Origin of the sequence: Corynebacterium singulare (assembly GCF_000833575.1) — a bacterium.
Lineage (GTDB): Bacteria > Actinomycetota > Actinomycetes > Mycobacteriales > Mycobacteriaceae > Corynebacterium > Corynebacterium singulare.
On the sequence record NZ_CP010827.1, the window covers coordinates 1,757,438 to 1,776,536 of the forward strand.

Here is a 19,099-nt window from a genome sequence, read left to right on the forward strand (position 1 = left end):
AGCCGATTACACCAGCGGGTGATAGCGCAAACTATTGCGCTTGAGCTCGCATTCAGTGGCGATGGCGATACCGGAGGCAATCTTCCCGCGCTCGCGAAGTCGGAAGAGAGCGTCCACAATACGATCGCGCAGGCTCCACGGATCAATGGTGTTGATGTAGACCTTCGTGCCGCCTTCAAAGCCGGCGAGGGTGGACACGCGCAGCTTGATCATGACGCGCCACGGCTGCGGCAGATCCATGCTCGGCGGGCGGTGATGCCATTCCTCATTGCAGGCCACATCGGGGCCCACAGCCGCGTGGGCTGCGTGAATGAGATCAGACATGCCGCGGACCTCGCCGGGGCTTTGCTCCCATGGCTCACAACACGGCGACTTGGAGTACACCTCCAAGGTGGGATAGCGGTGACCGAAGCCAGCGAAGAGCACGGCGTACTCGTTCTCCGCGATGACTAGGTTGCGCTTGGCTGCGTAGCCGACCGCCCAGTCGTTGTACATGTTGGGGTGCTTGCGCAGGATGGCGTTTTCCTGGTTAGCGGCCATTCCCAAGGCATCGATGGCAACGAGTTGCTTGTGGAGGTGGTCAAAGGACGCGCCGGCCGGTGACAGCCAATTTTGGAAGACGGCCACATAGTCCGCATAGCGGTTGCGCTGGTAGAGCTCCCGCGTGGATTCCGCCGTGAAGGTGGTGAGCAAGAAATGCTCATCGGGGGTTAGCGTGCCGGAGGAAGCCAGTTGGCTGTCATCAGTAGCACCGTCGACAAAGTGACGCGCGCCAATAATGACGTCGTGGCCGCCGCCGAAGAAGCCATCGGCGAGGGCGAGGAGGGAGTCGTCATCAAGCTCAGCGTCCTTACCCGCCGCCTTGAGCTTCGTCCGCACCACATTGAGCACGTGCGCACGCCCAGCCTCATCAGCCACATAGCGCTCCTTATGGCGGGCCACATCCGGATCCATGGTGTAGCCGTAGTTATCGTGCCAGTAATCATAAGAAACGATTTCGAATAGGTTGGGCACGCGCCGGAAAGCAGGCGTTGACGCGTCGAGTTCATGAGGTAGAAGGCCGCGCTGTATCTCCCCCGAAGGCAGAATGCGGGACTTCTCCGGCGGTGTATCGAGCATGCGCCCGGAGCAGAATGCACAGGTCTGCGAGTGGGCGTCGGCCGTCAACGGATTCGGGTCTTGAGCCGGGTGTGACAGCGGGCGGTTGCCCCGGCCTGGAACTGTCCACACCTCAGTCCCGGAGAAGGGATTGATCTGTTTGACGGTTCCGTCCGCCATCGTCTGGATCGGCTCGACGCGGCTAAAGAGTGCTTCGCTCATGCAGCCCAGAGTAGACCTCCTCACAGCACCGTGCGACTAGACTTAAAGGCCATGCAGCACCGATTCTTCGAAGTAGATGTCTTTGCCACCGGCCCCTTCAGCGGAAATCCACTCGCTGTGATAGCTGACGCAGACGGTTTGAGCACCGAGGAGATGCAGCGAATCGCACACTGGACCAACTTTTCTGAGACCACGTTCCTGTGCTCGCCTACTGACCCGGCTGCCGATTATCGCGTGCGGATTTTTACCCCGCACGAGGAATTCCCCTTTGCCGGACACCCCACGCTCGGCAGCGCGCGCGTCGTAGCCGAGCTCCACGGCACGACCGGCACGTTGGTGCAAGAATGCGGCGTGGGTCTCGTCACGGTGCGCCAAGAGGACGGCCGTTTCTCCTTCGCTACCCCACCGCTGGTGCGCGAGGGGGAACTTTCTGAGTCTGAGCTTGAGGAAGCCGCCTCGGCCCTCGGCGTGGACATCGCTGACGTTGTGGACTCCGGGTGGGTCGATAACGGCCCAGGCTGGCGTCTTGTGCAGCTCGAGTCTGCGGACTCCGTCCGTGCGCTGGCTCCCACGCCGACGAAGGGCGTCAAGGTCGGGGTGGTGGGTCTGTGCGATGCCGGCTCGGATCCTGCTTATGAGGTGCGTGCCATCACTGCCCAGTTCGAAGACCCTGTGACGGGTTCTTTCAATGGCGGCGCCGCCCAATTCCTCCGCGCCAAGAATGCCGTGCCCGCTAGCTATACCGCCGCTCAAGGCTCTCAGGTGGGCCGCGATGGTCGCGTGTACATCACCGACGATGGCGACAATATCTGGGTCGGCGGCGAGGTGCACGTGCGCGTGCGCGGAACTGTGGAGTCCTAAAATGGCCGCTTCTTCTCTTCCATTTGAACTCCATCACGACTTTGCTCACCGTCTTCCCAGCATGGTGTCCGCTGCCCGCGGCGAGGATCAGCCCACCGCCCGCTTAATCATGCTCAATGAGGAACTAGCTGCCCAGCTGGGCCTTGACCCGGAGTGGCTGCGCACAGAACAGGGGCTTGAGTTTCTCCTTGGCCGCGGCCCGGACACTCCTCATGCCATGGCCTATGCCGGGTTCCAGTTTGGGAACTACAACCCCTCCATGGGAGATGGCCGCGCACTCCTGCTCGGCGAGGTTACTGGCCCCACCACCCCCCAGAATCCGACGGGGCTCTGGGACCTGCATGCGAAGGGAACCGGGCTCACGCCGTACTCTCGCTATGGCTCTGATGGTCGCGGCACGCTGCGTTCCATGCTGCGCGAGTACCTGTTCTCTGAGGCCATGCATGCGCTTGGCATTCCTTCGACGCGTTCGCTAGCGGTCCTTGCCACCGGCCGGCCCATCCAGCGCCAACGAGTAGAGGAAGCCGGTGTGCTCGTACGGGTGGCCTCCAGCCACATCCGTGTGGGTTCCTTCCACTTCGCAGCCCACTCCGAGCAGCCCGGGCTGCTCGCACAACTCGCGGAGTACACCATCGAGCGCCACTATCCCGGCGCCAACCCGCGTGAGCTCTTTACGCAAGTTATGGATGCTCAGGCCGCAACTGTGGCCGGCTGGATGCAGCTGGGGTTCATCCATGGCGTGATGAACACCGATAACACGACCCTCTCCGGTGAGACGATTGATTATGGTCCGTGTGCCTTCATGGAAGACTACGACCCGGATACATGCTTCAGTTCTATCGATACGCAGGGCCGCTACCGCTACGGGAACCAGCCGGACATGGTGGGCTGGAACCTGGCGCGTTTAGCGGAGTCACTGCTGCCGCTTCTCGACGCCTCCCCCACCACCGCCCTCACCTGGGCGCAGGAGACCATCAATTCCTTCGGCGAGCGCTATTCACACGCGCGCAAGGACGAAGCTGCACGCCGCCTGCAGCTGCCTGAGGAACTGTATGCGGACTACGCCACAGCGCTCGAGCAGTCCCGCCCGGATCTCACACAAGCCAACCGGGCCCTCGTGGCAGCGGCTTCCGGCGACCGCGCTCAAGCCTACGAGCTCTTCGGCACCGAGGAATTCCTCGATGCGTACTGCGCCAGCTCCCCCAACCCCACAGTCCTCGAGACGTCCACTCCACGGGTAGTGCCCCGCCCGCGGCTGGTGGAAGCAGCTCTTGCTGATGTGACCGAGTTTTCCCGCTTCCTCCAAGCGGCGACCCACCCCTTTGACGCCGCGGAGGAATACGAGAAGCCCGGCGGCACCGAGGGTTATCTCACCTTCTGCGGCACCTAGGCTCCCTCCGGCGCTCTCCTGCGGCTGCGCCGACAAAGAAAACCACCGGCGCCCCGAGGTCTCCGCCGGAAAGGAAACGGAGGCTCGGGGCGCCGGTGTGTCTCTATCTCTCACTGCTGCGCTCCCGGTCGGTTTCTCAGGCCGACCGCCCCGCGCAGCTGGGGTTCTCTCTATCTCTCGCATGCGCTCTCTCAAACGCACAACATAAGTATGGAGCGTTGTCCTTGAGGAAGCGTTCGACAGCACTGAACACTTCCTGTCAGTTCCTGAGAGTTGGCTGGTTGCCTACTTGTTCTCGAGACGCAGGGTCTTCTGGGTGTACTCCCACATCTCGTTGTAGAGCTTCTTATCCTTGGAAAGCTTGATGCCGTAGGACGGGATCATCTCCTGAATCTTGTCGCCCCACTGAATCATGTGCTCACCGAAGCAACGCTCCAACAGCTCAACCATGACAGCCGGGGTGATGGACGCACCAGGGGAAGCACCGAGCAAGCCGGCGATGTTGCCCTCTGGGTTGTTGATGAGGGTGGTACCGAACTCCAGAGAGCCGAACTGCGGAGCGCCGGCCGGCTTGATGACCTGAACGCGCTGGCCTGCAACGACGGTCTCCCAGTCGTTCGGGTCAGCGTTCGGGACGTACTCCTTGAGGGTCTCGACGCGCTTGTCGAAGTCCTTGAGAACCTCAGAAACCAGGTACTTGGTCAGACCGAACTCCTGGGCTGCAACGCCAAGGTAGGAGGTGATGTTGTCGGGGCGGATGGACTTGAACAGGTCGAAGTAAGAACCCTTCTTGAGGAACTTCGGCGACCAACCTCCGTACGGCCCAAACAGTAGTCCCTTCTCACCGTCAATGACACGGGTATCAAGGTGCGGCACGGACATCGGCGGAGCGCCGACGGCAGCCTTGCCGTAGACCTTGGCGTTGTGCTTCTCCACGAGCTCCGGGTTCTTGGAACGCAGCCACAGACCAGAGACCGGGAAACCCGCGAAACCAGAGACTTCGCGAACACCAGCCTTGCGCAGCAGATCCAGGGCGTAGCCACCGGCTCCGACGAAGACGAACTTGGCGTGGACTGCCTCATAGTCTCCGGTGTGCAGGTTCTTGGCGGTCACACGCCACTTGGAGCCATCGCGCTTAATATCAACGACCTCGTGGCCGTAGCGAATCTCGGTACCCGCGGCCTTAGCTGCAGTAAAGAACTGCTTAGTCAGGGCACCGAAGTTCACGTCGGTACCAGCGTCGGTCCACGAGATAGCAACCTTCTGGGAGTTGAAGTCACGTCCCTCAGACATGAGCGGCAGGTTTTCCTGGAAGGTAGCGTCATCATCGCTGAACTGCATGTTCGGGAACATGTGGTTGTCCTTGAGCGCATCGAAGCGACGCTTGAGGTAATCCACCTGGATAGAGCCCTGAGCGAAGGACACGTGCGGGACCTGGTTAATGAAGGCGCTCGGGTCGGTGAGAATGCCGTTGTTGAGCTGGTGAGACCAGAACTGGCGAGAAATCTGGAATTTCTCATTAATGTTCATGGCCTTAGAAACGTCAATACGGCCGTTCTTCTCTGGGGTGTAGTTCAGCTCGCACAGTGCAGAGTGGCCGGTACCGGCGTTATTCCACGGGGAGGACGACTCAAGCGCGGGACCATCGAGGCGCTCGAAGACCATCTGGGTCCAGCTCGGCTCGAGCTCGCGGAGCATGGCGCCGAGAGTGGCGCTCATAATACCCGCACCAATGAGGGCAACCTCAACCTCGTCTACTACTTGTGCTGTCTTCTTATCGGAGGACACTGTACTTATTACCTCTTTGAGTCGATGTATTCGATGTGGTCAAGTGCCCTGCGTAGTCGGGCTACACAGAGCGCGGTGAGAAAGCGCTCGACGATGCTAGGAACCAAGCCGGCACGCAGATCACCCGCAGAGGGAGATCCGTCAAGCATTATCTTCACCTTACGCCCCTTGAGGTGAAATAGGCATTCTGTAAGAAAGAAATGCCCGATCCGCAGCGAGTTACCCCCTTTGTGGTGCAGACCATATCCCCCACCTGAGCGCGATCCGGAGCACGCATTTAGTTCAAGAGCCTACTATATGGGTCATGACTATTAATGAACTCGCGTGGACCGAGGACATTCTCGGACCTGATTTCCAGTCCGTCCCCCTCGAACTTGGCGCTGATCCCGACGGTGAAGGGGATGTCCGCGCCACACTGGTGCGCTACTGCCCCGGCGGTGACGCAGACGCCGCCTACGACGATCGACCAGCCCTCGTGTGGGTTCACGGCATGACGGACTACTTCTTCCACAGCCACGTCGCCGAATACTTCTACGAGCAGGGCTACGCGTTCTACGCGCTAGATCTCCGCAAGTGCGGTCGCTCCCGACAGGAAGGCCAGACGTGGCACTACATTAGTGACCTTCGCTATTACGATGCGGATCTCAATGCAGCGCTCGACGCGCTCCCACATTCCCGCGTAGTGATCATGGGACACTCCACCGCAGGCACGATCGTTGCCCTGTGGCTCGATCGTCTTCGCCGAACGGATTCCGCGCGTTTCAAGCGCATTGCCGGCGTAATTTTTAATAGCCCGTGGCTCGCCATGATGGGTGTCTCGGATGCCGCCTATGAGGCGCTAAAGTACGCAATCTATGCCGGCGCCACAATCGCTCCGCGCTTCGAAATCCCCGCCGGCGATCTCACCACGTACGGCGAGTCCGTGCATTCCAGCCAGCACGGCGATTGGGACTTCGACCTCACGTTCAAGCCCCTGGGCGGGCATGCGAAATATCTCGGCTGGCTCGCAGCTGTGTTCAAGGGTTTCGACGCCATTCACTCGGGTCACGTCGACATCGGCGTACCGCTATTGACTATGACGTCACATCGGTCGGAACTTGGCAAGAAGTATTCAGAATCGGCGAACACGGCGGACACGGTCGTCGATCAGCGCCAAAGCCAGCGCTGGGCAAAGGAGCTCAGCTCGCAGTACACCCTCCACGTGGTAAAAGACGGACGCCATGATCTTTTCCTGTCGCGCCCCGAGCCGCTTGATGATGCCTTCTCTGCTGCCACCGAGTGGCTCCGCACGGTCGTACCGGTTGAGTAGTCAACGCAGCCTAGAATGGCATCTATGACTACCCCACAGCACTTCGATCTCGTCATCATCGGCACCGGCTCCGGAAATTCCATTCCTTCGCCTGACCTTGATGACAAAAGCATCGCCATCATTGAGAAGGGAACATTCGGCGGTACCTGCCTTAACGTCGGCTGCATCCCCACAAAGATGTATGTTTACGCCGCCGACGTTGCTCTCGCAGCCCGCGAGAGCGAACGCCTCGGGGTCAGCGCCCATGTAGACAGCGTAGATTGGCAATCTATTGTCAGCCGCGTCTTTCACAACCGCATCGACCAGATCGCCGAGGGCGGCGAAGCGTACCGGCGCGGCGATGAGACTCCCAACATCACGGTCTTTGACCAGCACGCTCGCTTCATTGGCCCGAAGACCCTCCAGTGCGGTGACGACATCATCACCGGCGACCAGATTGTGATCGCTGCCGGTTCGCGTCCGATCCTTCCTGAGCCGTATGCAAGCGCCCCAGTCCCCGTCCACACCAACGAAGACATCATGCGGTTGCCCCAGCAGCCAAAGAGCCTCATCATCGTCGGCGGAGGCTTCATCGCGATGGAGTTTGCTCACGTCTTTGACGGCTTAGGCACGGAGGTTACCGTGGTCAACCGTTCCGAGAAGCTCCTACGTTTCCTCGACGAGGATGTGAGCACACGGTTCACTGAGATCGCCCGCGAACGCTTTAATGTCCATACCGGCACCGGAACGGCCCTTGAATCCGACGGAAAGGGCGTTCGCCTCACCCTTGATGACGGAACTGTCCTTGCAGCCGATGCCATCCTCGTCGCCACGGGCCGCCGTCCCAATGGCGACCAGATGGATCTCGGGGCCAGTGGCATTGAGGTGCGCAGCGATGGTCGCATCAAGGTCGATGACTTTGGCCGCACCACGTGCGATGGCGTCTGGGCCCTTGGAGATGTCTCCTCACCTTACATGCTCAAGCACGTTGCGAACGCTGAGCAGCGTGCAGTCCAGCACAACCTTCTCCACCCAGAGGACTTGCGCGCTATGCCGCACGACCACGTTCCCTCTGCCATCTTTACTCACCCACAGATTGCCACGGTGGGCCTCACAGAAGCACAAGCCCGCGAGCAGGGCTACGAGGTCACGGTGAAGATCCAGAACTTCGGGGATGTTGCCTACGGCTGGGCTATGGAGGACTCGACGGGAATCTGCAAGCTGGTCGCCGACCGTGCATCAGGAAAACTCCTCGGAGCCCACATCATGGGACCGCAAGCTTCGACGCTGATTCAGCAGCTCATCACCGCGATGGCATATGGCATCGACATGCGGAGCTTTGCCCGTTCACAGTATTGGATCCACCCGGCCCTGCCCGAGGTCGTAGAAAATGCTGTACTCGGCCTCGAGTGGTAATTAGATTCACCGCTGTGACGCATTTCACTTCACAGGGAATGCTGCCACGTAACCGTTGGCAAATCGCACGGTATGCCACCCTTTACAACGGTAACTTCTCACAGCGTACGTCCAGAACCCAACTACATTTGGGGGGTAACAAGCACCCCTACCAAGGTAAATGTTCCAACAAACGTGCATTTTGAGTAGCTGTTGGCTACGTTTTATACAGACACCGGAATGAGTCGATGCTCTCACCGGCTCAGTGTGTTCTGGGGATACCAACTCATCCCTATCCCTGTGAATCTAGGCATCTCCACTCGGAGACCTTGAACGTACGACTTTAAGGACATTTGATATGCGTATCCGCAATGCAGCCCTCGCCGGCGCTACCGCTCTCGCAGTTGTCTTCGGCGGCACCACCGTTGCCACCGCAGCTACTTTCGACGGCTCCAACACCACCACCGCCATCAACGACGCTGAGTCTGGCCAGCCATACGACAAGCCGGAGGGCTCCCTGTCCTCCAAGGTTGGCGGCCAGTTCAACATCTCTGAGGACGACAACATTGGCACCAAGGCCAACGGCCGTGCCCTCTTCGGTTCTTCCAAGTCCGAGTACGGCGACGCTGATGAGTCTCGCCCGACGGAGACCTTCGAGGGTCAGCCGACCTGGGCCAAGACCGCTTACGGTGTTGGCGTTGCTAGCGCAGTCGCTTCCGTCATGGGCCTCATCGGCGTCGTTTACAACTTCTTCGTCCACGGCCCGTCCTTCTAAGACGTCTGACTCACACACACTTTTCCGAAAGGCTTAAACTTCATGCGTAACTTCCGCACCGCCGCCGTTGCTGCTGCAACCGCCGCTTCCGTTGCTTTCGCTGGCACCTCCGTTGCTTTCGCAGCTGAGACCGAGGAGACCACCCTCTCCTCCGAGCTCTCCTCCGCAAACGACAAGGTCCAGGCTGACGACAGCGACGCCACCCTGTCCTCCAAGTGGGGCGACGCTACCGACGCTGACCAGGACGTAGCTGGCGCCGATCTCTTCGGCGAGAACGTTGCTGATGACACCACCAACCCGACCTGGGCTAAGGCTGCTCGCGAGGGCCTCTACGCTTCCCTCGGCACCGCTATTGCTGGCGCCCTGTTCGCTGCCTACAACTTCGCTGTGTACAACCACATCGTTCCGGCACACGTTCTGGATCCGTTCTTCCGCCGCTAATTCTTTAGCGCCGTAAACAGCGCCCCACTCCATTCCGGAGTGGGGCGCTTTTACTCTTCAAGGCCCAAGGCAAGGACCCTAACTGACGCAGATCTTGAACTCGCCGCCAAAATCTAGCGGATCTGCGTCAGTTAGGGCCCTTGGGTTACTTAGTTGGTTTGGTGTGCCAGCGGTTAGCTCTTAGTCAAGCTCACCCGGCAGGGTGAGGATTTCATTGCCGTCCTCAGTGATGACGATAGTGTGCTCGAACTGCGCCGTGAACTTGCCATCAGTGTTCTGCACGGTCCAACCGTTGTCCCAGATTTCATAGTCGAGGGAGCCAAGGTTAATCATCGGCTCAATCGTCAGGGTCATCCCCGGCTCCAAGACGTCGCGATAGGTCATGGAGTCGTAGTGCAGGACGACGAGTCCATTGTGGAAGGTTGGGCCCACACCATGGCCGGTAAAGTCTGTCACCACGTTGTACCCAAAGCGCTTGGCGTAGGACTCGATGACACGGCCAATAACGTTAATCTCACGGCCGGCCTTCGCTACCTTGATGCCGCGCATCATTGCTTCCTTGGTGCGCTCCACAAGCAGCTTGTGCTCCTCAGAAACGTTGCCAGCCAAGAAAGTGGCATTCGTATCACCATGGACTCCGTTCTTGAAGGCGGTGACATCAATATTGACGATGTCACCGTCCTCAATCACCGTCGTATCCGGGATACCGTGGCAGACAATCTCGTTGAGGGACACACAGCACGACTTCGGGAAACCCAGGTATCCCAGTGTGGAGGGGTAAGCACCATGGTCACACATGTACTCGTGAGCCACACGGTCCACCTCATCCGTGGTAACACCAGGTGCTACGGCCTTGCCAGCTTCTTGGAGGGCGTTGGCAGCAATACGGGATGCCTCACGCATTGCTTCGATGACCTCCGGGGTCTGGATGAAGGGCTCGCCTTGGGCCTCCTGCACCGTGTCCTTCCACACGTATTCAGGGCGCTCGATGTCCTTCGGAACTGTGCGGATAGGAGTATCTTTTTCTTGCTTCAGCTTCGCGCGCGTAGTCATGACTACCCATGGTAGCCCTGTAGCCTCAAGGCTCACAAAGGCGGCTGCTGTTCCCCGGCCACGGGTAAGTCGCCGTGACCTTCAGCGCGATATTCATCGAGACGCTGGAGGAAATTATCCGTGATGTTGACCGAAATAGTGGAGCCACCGCCTAGCACTACGAGCGTGGCGAACGCGATGTCGTCGTCACGGTAACCGGTGAACCACGCGTGTGATCCTTCGTTGATTTCCGCCTCACCGGTCTTGCCGTAGATAGTGCCCCCTGCTTGCATACCGGCAGCTGTACCGCCCACGACCACTTGGCGCATCATGTCGCGCACCTGATTAATTGTTTCTGGACTGGGCGGTTCGACCTGTTCAGAGGCCTTTGTCTTGTGAGACTCAATGAGGGTCGGCGTTGGCGTCTTGCCTGCCGCCACGGTAGAGGATACGAGCGCCATGCCGAAGGGAGAAGCAAGGTCTAGGCCCTGGCCGTAACCGGCCTCGGTACGGTCCAGAGGCGTCTCCCCTTCCGGGATGGAACCCGTCATTGTAGACAGGCCAGGAATCTCATAGTCGATGCCAAGACCATATTGCTTGCCGATCTTCTGCAGCTCGCCCTTGTCCATGTTCGTTGAGATTTCAGCGAAGGTGGTGTTGCACGATTGAGCAAAGGCTTGACGCAGTGGCACCGACCCCAGCGAGAAACCGTTGTAATTCGTCACGATGCGCCCGTAGAGGTCCATGGTTCCGGGACACGGCACGATGGAGTCAGGGTTGAGCCCCTGCTTATCGACGCCCGCCGCGGCCGTAATAATCTTAAACACCGAGCCCGGTGGGAACTGGCCTTGCAGAGCAATGTCGCCCTTCTTATCAGCCTCAGGAGTCTGGGCGACAGCGAGAATCTCACCAGTTGAGGGCCGCATGGCCACGATCATGGCCTCGTATTCAGGGCGTAGATTGACCGCCTCTTGGGCTGCTCGCTGTACGTCGTAATCGAGCGATACCTTGATGGATGGAGCGGCCTCGGGCTCGTGATACTCAACGTCAGACAACGCGGCACCGTGCTCATTCACTACGGAGATTGACCAACCGTTCGTGCCGTTCACCTCTTCGGAGACCATAGAGCGGACACGGGAAAGGATGTCCGGCGCCAAACCGGTATCGCGAGTCACCAGGGCAGGTTCTTCGTTGAAACGGATACCTTTGTGGTTCTCCAATGCTGGGCGCACTCGACCGACTTGCCCGTCGCTGAGGACGGCGACCGAATAGGACCCATCCGCCTCGCTCAGATTCTTTCCCAGCTCGCCTGCATCGATCTCAGGGATTGACTCGTCGTCACGGTGAGCCTGGCCCAGCGCGCTTGAAATTTTAGCCGCGAGCGGGCGTACATCCCCCGCCGCGTCGGTGTCGACAACCAGGCGGTACTGCAGGCCAGGAGACATCAGCTCCACGCCGTCAGAAGAGACCACACCTGCCCGCTTGGGTGCAACGGAGCGGAGCTCAAGATGCTGATGCGCACCAAGGTCTGGGTGCACGATGCTGGGCTGCCAGCGCACCGTCCATTCCTTGTCCTTGCGGGTCAGGGCCATGGACGTGTCATAGCGGAGGGTTCGGTCACGTGGCAGCGTCCACGTGACGGAATAGTGAGCGGTGGCGCGAGCGTCTTCCTGTTCTACACCGGTGAGCTCAACGTCGAGTTCTTCGGCTTGGAGGCCAGCGAAAGTGGCATCGAGGGTAGACGTAGCGGTGGAGGGATCATCGATGAGCGTGGCGAGCTCCTCGTTATTGCGGGTCTCCATGTCCGCTAGGAACTGCTCGGCCACGGGCTCCGCCGAAACCGGCTTGGGTGTGCAGGCAACCAAGGAGGACGCCGCGATACTTGCCGCGCCTAGGAGCGCCACCAACCTCTTCATGTTTGGGCAGCGTAGCAGGTGGAGGGGGCGCAGCGGCCGCCCCACACCGAGCAAGGTAACTACTTGGTGACGCGGACCTCTGCCTTGGCGCCTTCAACGGCTTCAAGGCCCTGCTCATCAGCCAGACGCATGGCTTCCTCGATGAGGGTTTCCACAATCTTGGACTCAGGGACGGTCTTGATGACCTCACCTTTGACGAAGATTTGGCCCTTACCGTTACCAGAGGCCACACCGAGATCGGCGTCGCGCGCCTCACCCGGGCCATTGACCACGCAGCCCATAACGGCCACACGCAGCGGGAACTCCATGCCATCGAGACCTTCGGTGACCTCGTTGGCCAGCTTGTACACGTCCACCTGGGCACGTCCGCAGGACGGGCACGACACAATTTCCAGCTTGCGGGGACGCAGGTTCAGCGACTGCAGAATCTGGTCACCGACCTTGATTTCCTCTACCGGATCTGCGGACAGCGACACACGGATGGTGTCGCCGATACCCTCAGCCAACAGCGCGCCAAAAGCGACGGAGGATTTGATAGTGCCCTGGAAAGCCGGGCCTGCCTCAGTCACACCGAGGTGCAGCGGGTAGTCAGACTGCGCAGCTAGCTGGCGATAAGCCTCCACCATGATGACTGGGTCATTGTGCTTCACGGAGATAGCGATGTCACCGTAGCCGTGCTCCTCAAAGAGGCCGGCTTCCCAGAGCGCAGACTCTACGAGTGCTTCTGGAGTGGCCTTGCCGTACTTGTCCATAATGCGCTTATCCAGCGAACCAGCGTTCACGCCGATGCGGATTGGGATTCCCGCATCACCAGCGGCCTTGGCTACTTCCTTGACGCGGCCATCAAATTCCCTAATGTTGCCCGGGTTGACGCGCACAGCGGCGCAACCGGCATCAATAGCGGCAAAGATGTACTTGGGCTGGAAGTGGATATCCGCGATGACCGGGATCGGCGATTTCTTCGCAATTGCGGGCAAAGCTTCCGCGTCTACCGTTTTCGGGCAGGCCACGCGAACGATGTCACAGCCGCTAGCGGTAAGCTGCGCGATCTGCTGCAGGGTGGCGTTAACGTCGTGCGTCTTCGTCGTCGTCATCGACTGCACGGAGATGGGGTGTTCTGAGCCCACGCCCACCTGGCCGACCATCAGCTGGCGCGTCTTGCGGCGCGGCGCCAAGGTGGGGGGTGGGCCGTCAGGGATTCCAAGACCGATGGGGGTCGACATGTGCGCTCCTTGGATAATCGGGGTTTAACGCCCCCACTCTAGCACCGCCTGTGCTCAGCCAAAGAGGCGAACCGGGTTGATCACATCGGCGATGATAATCAGAGCACCTACCGCCATGAGAAGGAACGCGAGGGCGTAGGTAATCGGCATGAGCTTGGTGTAATCCGCCGGGCCCTTCGGCTCCTTACCCAAAAGGCGCCGCACAGCATCGCGCACCTTCTCATAAATAATGACGGCGATGTGGCCGCCGTCGAAAGGCGGGAGTGGAATGAGGTTGAACAGTGCAAGGAAGAAGTTCAGCGAGGCCAGCATCATGAAGAAGGACGACCAAAGGCTGCGTTCTACGAGTTCACCGCCCACGCGGGAGGCACCAACGACGGACATGGGGCCGTTGACATCGCGTTCTTGGCCGAAAATAGAGGCCACGACGCCGGGGATCTTCGCGGGGAACTGCGCAATGCCCTGCACCGTCGCATCGAGAACATGCCCTGTGTAGCGGGCAGTGGCGGGGAAGGCCTCAATAAAGGAGTAGGTCTCCACGATGTCGATGGTCTGGTTGGTCATACCGATAGCGCCAACAGTGACGAGCTCTCCCTCGGCATTAAGACGCGTCACGGTAGCCAGTGGAATATCAAAATCCCGGATCGCACCATCGCGCTCCACCTCGAGAGTGACGGTCTCTCCTGGATGCTGCATGACAGAATCGCGCAATTGCCTAAAGGAGTCCATCGTCTCACCGTTGAGTGCAAGAACGATATCGCCAGGCTCGACGCCGGCCTCTCCCGCCGGCCCCATCCCCTGGCAGGGCTCGAGTTCGCCATCGATATTCTGGTCCGCGGCACAGGACACCTTACCCACACGTGGGCGCACATCCGCGTCCGGGTTCGGGAGGCCCGTGGTCATCGCGATGATGAGCAGAATGGTAAAGCCCAGCAAAAGATTGACCGTGATTCCGCCGGCCAGCACCATGACACGCTGCCACCACGGCTTCTTGTACATGGCATGGGGCTCTTCTTCCGCAGTGAGGAACTCGTCCTGAGCAGTCATGCCTGCGATATCGCAGAAACCACCGACAGGGAATGCCGCAAGTCCATATTCGGTGTGGCCGCGGCTAAACGACGCCACGCGAGGACCGAATCCGATAAAGAAGCGGCGCACGCGCATGCCAAAAGCACGCGCGGTGAGCATGTGACCGGCCTCGTGGAGCGCCACAGTAATGCCGATTCCGAGAGCAAAAAGAATGATGCCCAGGACGTTTGCCATAAGTAAGGGGGCTTTCTAATGAGCGAGTGAATCTACCAGCGCATTTGCGCGGCGGCGGGCCTCGCCTTCTACGGCGAGGACGTCATCGACGGTTGAGGGTACACCAGCAAACTGCGCGGCCTCCCCTAGGACCTGGCTAACAACGTCAACAATCTCGGGGAAGTGGATACGCCCCGCCAAAAAAGCAGCAGCCGCTTCCTCATTCGCGGCGTTATACACCGCTGCATGCGTACCACCAGCAGCGGCCGCCTCGCGGGCAAGACGCACTGCGGGGAAAGCTTCATCATCCAGCGGCTCGAAGCGCCACTCATGCGCGGTGGAAAAGTCCAAAGCCGGTTGCGCACCGGGCACGCGATGCGGCCAGTCCAAGGCCAGGGAAATAGGCAGCTTCATGGACGGCGGGGAGCATTGGGCCATGGTGCAGCCGTCGGTGAAAGTCGCCATGGAATGAACGATAGACTGGGGATGGACCGTGACCTCGATGCTGTCCGCGGGGACGTCGAAAAGCAGCGTCGCCTCAATGAGCTCGAGCCCCTTGTTGACCAGTGTGGCAGAGTTCAGCGTATTCATCTGACCCATGGACCACGTCGGGTGCTGGGCGGCCTGCTGCGGGGTGACATCCCACATCTCATCTCGGGTCCAGCCACGGAAAGGGCCGCCGGACGCGGTGAGGACGAGGTGGTCAAGCTCTACTCCACTGCCCGCGCGCAGGCATTGGGCCATGGCGGAGTGTTCAGAGTCGACAGGGACAATCTGATCTTCTGCAGCCAAACGGGTAACGATTGAGCCGCCCGCCACCAGAGACTCCTTGTTCGCCAACGCCAGCACCTCTCCTTTCTCAAGGGTGGCGATGGTGGATGTGAGCCCCATTGAACCAACCAGCGCATTGAGGACCTTGTCTGCGTCAACAGCCCGAACGAGCTGTTCAGCGGAGTCTGGGCCGGAAAGCACGGTACCGCCGAGTGCTTCGGAAACCTCACGTGCCGCCTCTGGCTTTGCGACGGCCACGTGGTCAAACGAAAGGTTGAGGGCCCGAGCTTGCTCTATGACCAGCTGGGGGTTCGAACCGCCGGCAGCGATGCCAACAACGGTAAATTTATCCGGGTTATCTGCGATAACCTCCAGTGCCTGGGTGCCAATCGAGCCAGTAGATCCGAGAATTAGAATGCGTTGGGTACTCACCCTGTTAACCCTAGTCGGACTCGCGCGGCGGCCGAAGATAATCCCGCGGGGGTGTTTAATCGCGGTTGGCGGCGGGATGTTTTAAACTACTACACAGAATAACTGGCATTATCGTGCGCTCACCTCAATTGGTTCTCACAAATCTAGTGGTGAGCTGCGTGTACAGACAAAGGAGAGCAAGTGTCTTCCCACAAGCCGGCATCGCAGGTTTTCGACGGCGTATCCACCGATGACGTCCCGTCCGCAGGTTTTGGCTGGTCCCGCATCAGCCGCTCGGGCGTTCAGATCGCTGGCTGGATTTCCGTCCTGTTCCTGCTGGCCTACAACTTCGGTAACCACAAGGGGCATGTGGAGACCATCTGGCTCATCGCCCTTGCAGTTCTTATCGCCCTTGGTTTGGTGATTTACGCGCTGCAGCCGAAGCTCTCCCAGGTGCGCACCCTGACTGCTCGTAACAAGCCGGTGGGCCACCAGGAGCCGGACTGGGCCTACGAGCAGAAGACCGTTCACAACGTCTACGCGGCTCTGACCGATGATGAGCTGCGCGCCCTCAACATTGAGCCGTCCCGCCTCACTCACCTGCGCGGCACCTCTGCTGCTGCGACCACCGGTGTCGATGCCACCCCGGTATCCAGCGGCCGCCATGCCGCCAAGCCGGTTTCTCAGTAAGAGAAATCGCCTCACAAACACAGCTCCCCCGCTTTCCACGATGAGTGGAAACGGGGGAGCTTTTCTTGTGCGCACGTCATTGATGCCCACACACAAGGATGCTAGCTCACGTAGTGATCAACCTTGGAGTAGATCTCGGGCATGTTCTTGTCCGCGTAGTTTCCGGCCAGGCGCCACACCACGACGTAGGCAATCACCGGGAAAATCAGGGACACAACAGGCCCCACAAAGAGTGGCCAGCCATGGTCATAGGCCATCCACGAAACAATAATGCCCGGCACCACCGGCATCCAAGCGAGGAGCATGCCGGCAAACGCTGCGAGGAAAGCGCCACCGGAATAACCAGACTTGTCATTCCAGCGATTCGCCCCCGGCTCCGACAGAGGATAGGGATTGAGCACGGTAAGCCCCATGCTGATGGCGGCCGTTGAAATAAAGGTACCGACGCCCACCGCTACCGCCAACGCTGCGATGCGTGTGTCCTCAGCACAGACAATGATAATCAGCGCTACGACGAGGTGGACTGCGAAAGGGCCCACGATGTGGGCAAGATGCCGGGCGTGCAAAATGGTGCGCGGGGGAACTGGTGCGACCATGCTCACCCAGTTCGACGGACCGTCAAATCCATAATCGTTGGCCAGGATGGTCGACATCATGACGGCGCTGAAACAGAACATAAAGAAGGCCACGAAGTCATCGCCGCGCCACAGCTGGTAAAAAACAAAGATGGCGAACAAAGGCAGCACGACAATCATGCCCATAAGGCGCCTATCACGGCGAATATAGCGCAATGCGCGAGTGAACTCCATTGCGGCTGGACTCGTATACGACCACGTGCCAAGCTCAAAAGCTGACACTCCCTCCCCTGTTACTTCGGCGGTATGCTCACTGCCGGCCTCGGGGTTCTGCATGACCCTGGCAACCTGCCCCGCCCACAGCCAGAACAGCGCAACAACGGTGAGAACCGCGATCAGTAGTTGGGCTAAGGCGGCGATGAGGTGACCAGCGGCAAGCGAAAGCCCCCACCCCACCGCAGCACCGAATGGCGTCCAGGCGGCGATGGAACCCATGACTCCGAGAGAGGGAAGGGTCTCCAGCACAGATTGCAATTGAAGGATGCCGTACACGAGCAGGCCGATGACGATCATCACAGCGACTTGGACGCCCGCTTTTTGGGAGTTAGCAATGGCGGAGGCAATGAATCCCACGCACTCGCCAAAGACAATGGTGGTGATACATGCCAGAATCATGCCAACGACAAAGGGAAACGCGTACAAAGCCGCTCCCTGCAGCACAAGTATGATGGCTCCGGCCACCGCATACACCGTGGAAAAGAGTACCGCCAAAAGTGCACGAGTCGTCAGCACACTAGCCCAGAGCAGTCCCGGGTACACCTCCTTTGGGGTCAGCGGAAGCGCACCGAGCGTGGACGGTGAAAGCTGGTTCTCCCCCGCCGGCATGAAGATGGCGAGCACAACGTAGATGAGCATGCCGCCGGCTGCTCCAAGGGTCAGGGAATGATAGCCATTGCCTGGCTCTGACATGTCCGTCCACGCCATCAGGAGCAGGCTGACTACTCCGATAAAGCCGTATAAGGCCATCATCAGCATCATCATGATGGACGAAGCATTGGAGGACACACTGCGCCACCACAAAGTGCGATGGAGTCGGAAGAGTGTTGAGGTCATTACTCCCCTCCCTCTGCATCGTGCATGCCTTGTGACGGTGAGCGCAGCCATCCAAACTTCGAGGCATCCAAGTCGCGCCCGCCCACGGCCGCGATGAACAGGTCAGAAAGGCTCTGCCCTTGCCGCACATCATCGACGTGGCCGGCAGTAATGACCTGCCCGCCGTTAATGATGGCGACGTGGTCACACACGCCTTCAACCAGCTCCATGACATGTGAGGACAGAATCACCGTGCCGCCGCGCGAGGCATACGCACGCAACAGCTGCTGGATAAGCCGTCCCGACACCGGGTCCACCGCTTCTAGCGGTTCGTCGAGGATGAGAACCTCTGGGTTGTGGAGGACAGCACCAGCCAAGAGGATCTTTTTCGTCATTCCGGCGGAATAATCCACGATGCGTTTGTCGGCGGCGTCGGCGAGGGAGAGGGCGTCGAGAAGCTCCTGCGCACGACGCAGGGACTCCTCACGATCCAGCTTGCGCAGCGCGCCCAAGTAGTGGAGATACTCGGCGCCAGTCAGGCGGTCGAAGACAGGAGCACCATCCATGAGCAGACCCATGGACTGCTTGGCTGGGATGGGCTCTGCCCACACGTCATGGCCAGCGATAAAGCTCTGACCGGCGTCGGGGCGCTGCAGGCCACAGGCCATGGTGAGCATGGTGGTCTTACCTGCACCATTCGGCCCCACTATTCCATAGATGGAGCCGCGCGGAACATCGAGGTTGAGGTGATTGACGGCTATCTGATTACCAAAGGATTTGCAGAAGTCGCGCACGGCCAAAGCCTGGCTTCGCGGATCCGGCACAAGTGTCTCGCGATAAGGGTGAGTCATAACGGTTAACGGTATCAAGACTCAGTGGTGTCGGGTTG

16 protein-coding genes are annotated in these 19,099 nt (G+C 59.7%); 7 read left to right on the forward strand and 9 right to left on the reverse strand.

Annotated features, from left to right (window positions below; genetic code table 11):
* Positions 1-6: 6 nt before the first annotated feature.
* Positions 7-1,320, reverse strand: coding sequence for a DUF4921 family protein (locus CSING_RS08190; protein ID WP_201773943.1), 1,314 nt, complete (start codon positions 1,318-1,320; stop codon positions 7-9).
* Positions 1,321-1,371: 51 nt separating this feature from the next.
* Between CSING_RS08190 and CSING_RS08195 the strand changes: the two genes are divergently transcribed.
* Together CSING_RS08195 and CSING_RS08200 are read left to right on the forward strand one after the other, a co-directional pair.
* The gene (locus tag CSING_RS08195) at positions 1,372-2,181 is read left to right on the forward strand and encodes a PhzF family phenazine biosynthesis protein (protein ID WP_042531330.1); all 810 of its coding nucleotides are present in this window, start codon (positions 1,372-1,374) and stop codon (positions 2,179-2,181) included.
* A 1-nt stretch (position 2,182) separates the two neighbouring features.
* Positions 2,183-3,571, forward strand: coding sequence for a protein adenylyltransferase SelO family protein (locus tag CSING_RS08200; RefSeq protein WP_042531332.1), 1,389 nt, complete (start codon positions 2,183-2,185; stop codon positions 3,569-3,571).
* Between the two features lie 285 nt (positions 3,572-3,856).
* On the opposite strand, the gene mqo is transcribed toward CSING_RS08200, so the two are convergent.
* Positions 3,857-5,359 (reverse strand): malate dehydrogenase (quinone), encoded by a 1,503-nt coding sequence (gene mqo, locus CSING_RS08205; RefSeq protein WP_042531334.1) that lies wholly within the window; start codon positions 5,357-5,359, stop codon positions 3,857-3,859.
* A gap of 304 nt (positions 5,360-5,663) precedes the next feature.
* Here mqo and CSING_RS08210 point away from each other — a divergent pair, with 304 nt between their 5' ends.
* The 4 genes from CSING_RS08210 to CSING_RS08225 all read left to right on the forward strand — a co-directional run bounded on the left by CSING_RS08210 (position 5,664) and on the right by CSING_RS08225 (position 9,258).
* Positions 5,664-6,668 (forward strand): alpha/beta hydrolase, encoded by a 1,005-nt coding sequence (locus CSING_RS08210; protein WP_042531336.1) that lies wholly within the window; start codon positions 5,664-5,666, stop codon positions 6,666-6,668.
* Positions 6,669-6,683: 15 nt separating this feature from the next.
* Entirely contained in the window at positions 6,684-8,063 is a 1,380-nt protein-coding gene (gene mtr, locus CSING_RS08215; RefSeq protein ID WP_042531339.1) for a mycothione reductase, read from the forward strand.
* Positions 8,064-8,400: 337 nt separating this feature from the next.
* Positions 8,401-8,817, forward strand: coding sequence for a hypothetical protein (locus CSING_RS08220; protein ID WP_042531341.1), 417 nt, complete (start codon positions 8,401-8,403; stop codon positions 8,815-8,817).
* 42 nt (positions 8,818-8,859) lie between these two features.
* Positions 8,860-9,258, forward strand: coding sequence for a hypothetical protein (locus tag CSING_RS08225; protein WP_042531343.1), 399 nt, complete (start codon positions 8,860-8,862; stop codon positions 9,256-9,258).
* A 180-nt stretch (positions 9,259-9,438) separates the two neighbouring features.
* Here CSING_RS08225 and map read toward each other — a convergent pair whose 3' ends face one another.
* Genes map through dxr form a run of 5 tightly spaced genes read right to left on the reverse strand, consistent with a single transcriptional unit; the run spans position 9,439 to position 15,874 of the window.
* A complete protein-coding gene (gene map, locus CSING_RS08230; RefSeq protein WP_042531345.1) occupies positions 9,439-10,311 on the reverse strand; it encodes a type I methionyl aminopeptidase in 873 nt (290 codons plus the stop codon).
* A gap of 32 nt (positions 10,312-10,343) precedes the next feature.
* A complete protein-coding gene (locus CSING_RS08235) occupies positions 10,344-12,206 on the reverse strand; it encodes a penicillin-binding transpeptidase domain-containing protein (protein ID WP_042533306.1) in 1,863 nt (620 codons plus the stop codon).
* Positions 12,207-12,265: 59 nt separating this feature from the next.
* A complete protein-coding gene (ispG, locus tag CSING_RS08240; RefSeq protein WP_042531347.1) occupies positions 12,266-13,429 on the reverse strand; it encodes a flavodoxin-dependent (E)-4-hydroxy-3-methylbut-2-enyl-diphosphate synthase in 1,164 nt (387 codons plus the stop codon).
* A gap of 54 nt (positions 13,430-13,483) precedes the next feature.
* Positions 13,484-14,692 (reverse strand): M50 family metallopeptidase, encoded by a 1,209-nt coding sequence (locus tag CSING_RS08245; RefSeq protein ID WP_042531349.1) that lies wholly within the window; start codon positions 14,690-14,692, stop codon positions 13,484-13,486.
* A 15-nt stretch (positions 14,693-14,707) separates the two neighbouring features.
* Positions 14,708-15,874, reverse strand: a complete 1,167-nt coding sequence (dxr, locus tag CSING_RS08250) for a 1-deoxy-D-xylulose-5-phosphate reductoisomerase (RefSeq protein ID WP_042531351.1) — start codon at positions 15,872-15,874, stop codon at positions 14,708-14,710.
* A gap of 180 nt (positions 15,875-16,054) precedes the next feature.
* Between dxr and CSING_RS08255 the strand changes: the two genes are divergently transcribed.
* Positions 16,055-16,543 (forward strand): DUF2631 domain-containing protein, encoded by a 489-nt coding sequence (locus CSING_RS08255; RefSeq protein WP_042531353.1) that lies wholly within the window; start codon positions 16,055-16,057, stop codon positions 16,541-16,543.
* A gap of 101 nt (positions 16,544-16,644) precedes the next feature.
* On the opposite strand, the gene CSING_RS08260 is transcribed toward CSING_RS08255, so the two are convergent.
* Entirely contained in the window at positions 16,645-18,231 is a 1,587-nt protein-coding gene (locus tag CSING_RS08260; RefSeq protein WP_042531355.1) for a hypothetical protein, read from the reverse strand.
* Complete coding sequence (locus tag CSING_RS08265; RefSeq protein WP_042531358.1) at positions 18,231-19,061, reverse strand: ABC transporter ATP-binding protein; 831 nt, start codon at positions 19,059-19,061, stop codon at positions 18,231-18,233. The genes CSING_RS08260 and CSING_RS08265 overlap by 1 nt, the downstream gene beginning before the upstream one ends.
* Positions 19,062-19,099: the final 38 nt, after the last annotated feature.

Bases quoted from the DNA above. Each gene is read 5' to 3' on its own strand.
- CSING_RS08235 (WP_042533306.1), bottom strand. From the start codon at position 12,206: ATGAAGAGGTTGGTGGCGCTCCTAGGCGCGGCAAGTATCGCGGCGTCC.
- mtr (WP_042531339.1), top strand. From the start codon at position 6,684: ATGGCATCTATGACTACCCCACAGCACTTCGATCTCGTCATCATCGGC.
- CSING_RS08195 (WP_042531330.1), top strand. From the start codon at position 1,372: ATGCAGCACCGATTCTTCGAAGTAGATGTCTTTGCCACCGGCCCCTTC.
- CSING_RS08200 (WP_042531332.1), top strand. From the start codon at position 2,183: ATGGCCGCTTCTTCTCTTCCATTTGAACTCCATCACGACTTTGCTCAC.
- CSING_RS08190 (WP_201773943.1), bottom strand. From the start codon at position 1,320: ATGAGCGAAGCACTCTTTAGCCGCGTCGAGCCGATCCAGACGATGGCG.
- CSING_RS08245 (WP_042531349.1), bottom strand. From the start codon at position 14,692: ATGGCAAACGTCCTGGGCATCATTCTTTTTGCTCTCGGAATCGGCATT.
- CSING_RS08225 (WP_042531343.1), top strand. From the start codon at position 8,860: ATGCGTAACTTCCGCACCGCCGCCGTTGCTGCTGCAACCGCCGCTTCC.
- CSING_RS08220 (WP_042531341.1), top strand. From the start codon at position 8,401: ATGCGTATCCGCAATGCAGCCCTCGCCGGCGCTACCGCTCTCGCAGTT.
- CSING_RS08210 (WP_042531336.1), top strand. From the start codon at position 5,664: ATGACTATTAATGAACTCGCGTGGACCGAGGACATTCTCGGACCTGAT.
- ispG (WP_042531347.1), bottom strand. From the start codon at position 13,429: ATGTCGACCCCCATCGGTCTTGGAATCCCTGACGGCCCACCCCCCACC.
- map (WP_042531345.1), bottom strand. From the start codon at position 10,311: ATGACTACGCGCGCGAAGCTGAAGCAAGAAAAAGATACTCCTATCCGC.
- CSING_RS08260 (WP_042531355.1), bottom strand. From the start codon at position 18,231: ATGACCTCAACACTCTTCCGACTCCATCGCACTTTGTGGTGGCGCAGT.
- CSING_RS08265 (WP_042531358.1), bottom strand. From the start codon at position 19,061: ATGACTCACCCTTATCGCGAGACACTTGTGCCGGATCCGCGAAGCCAG.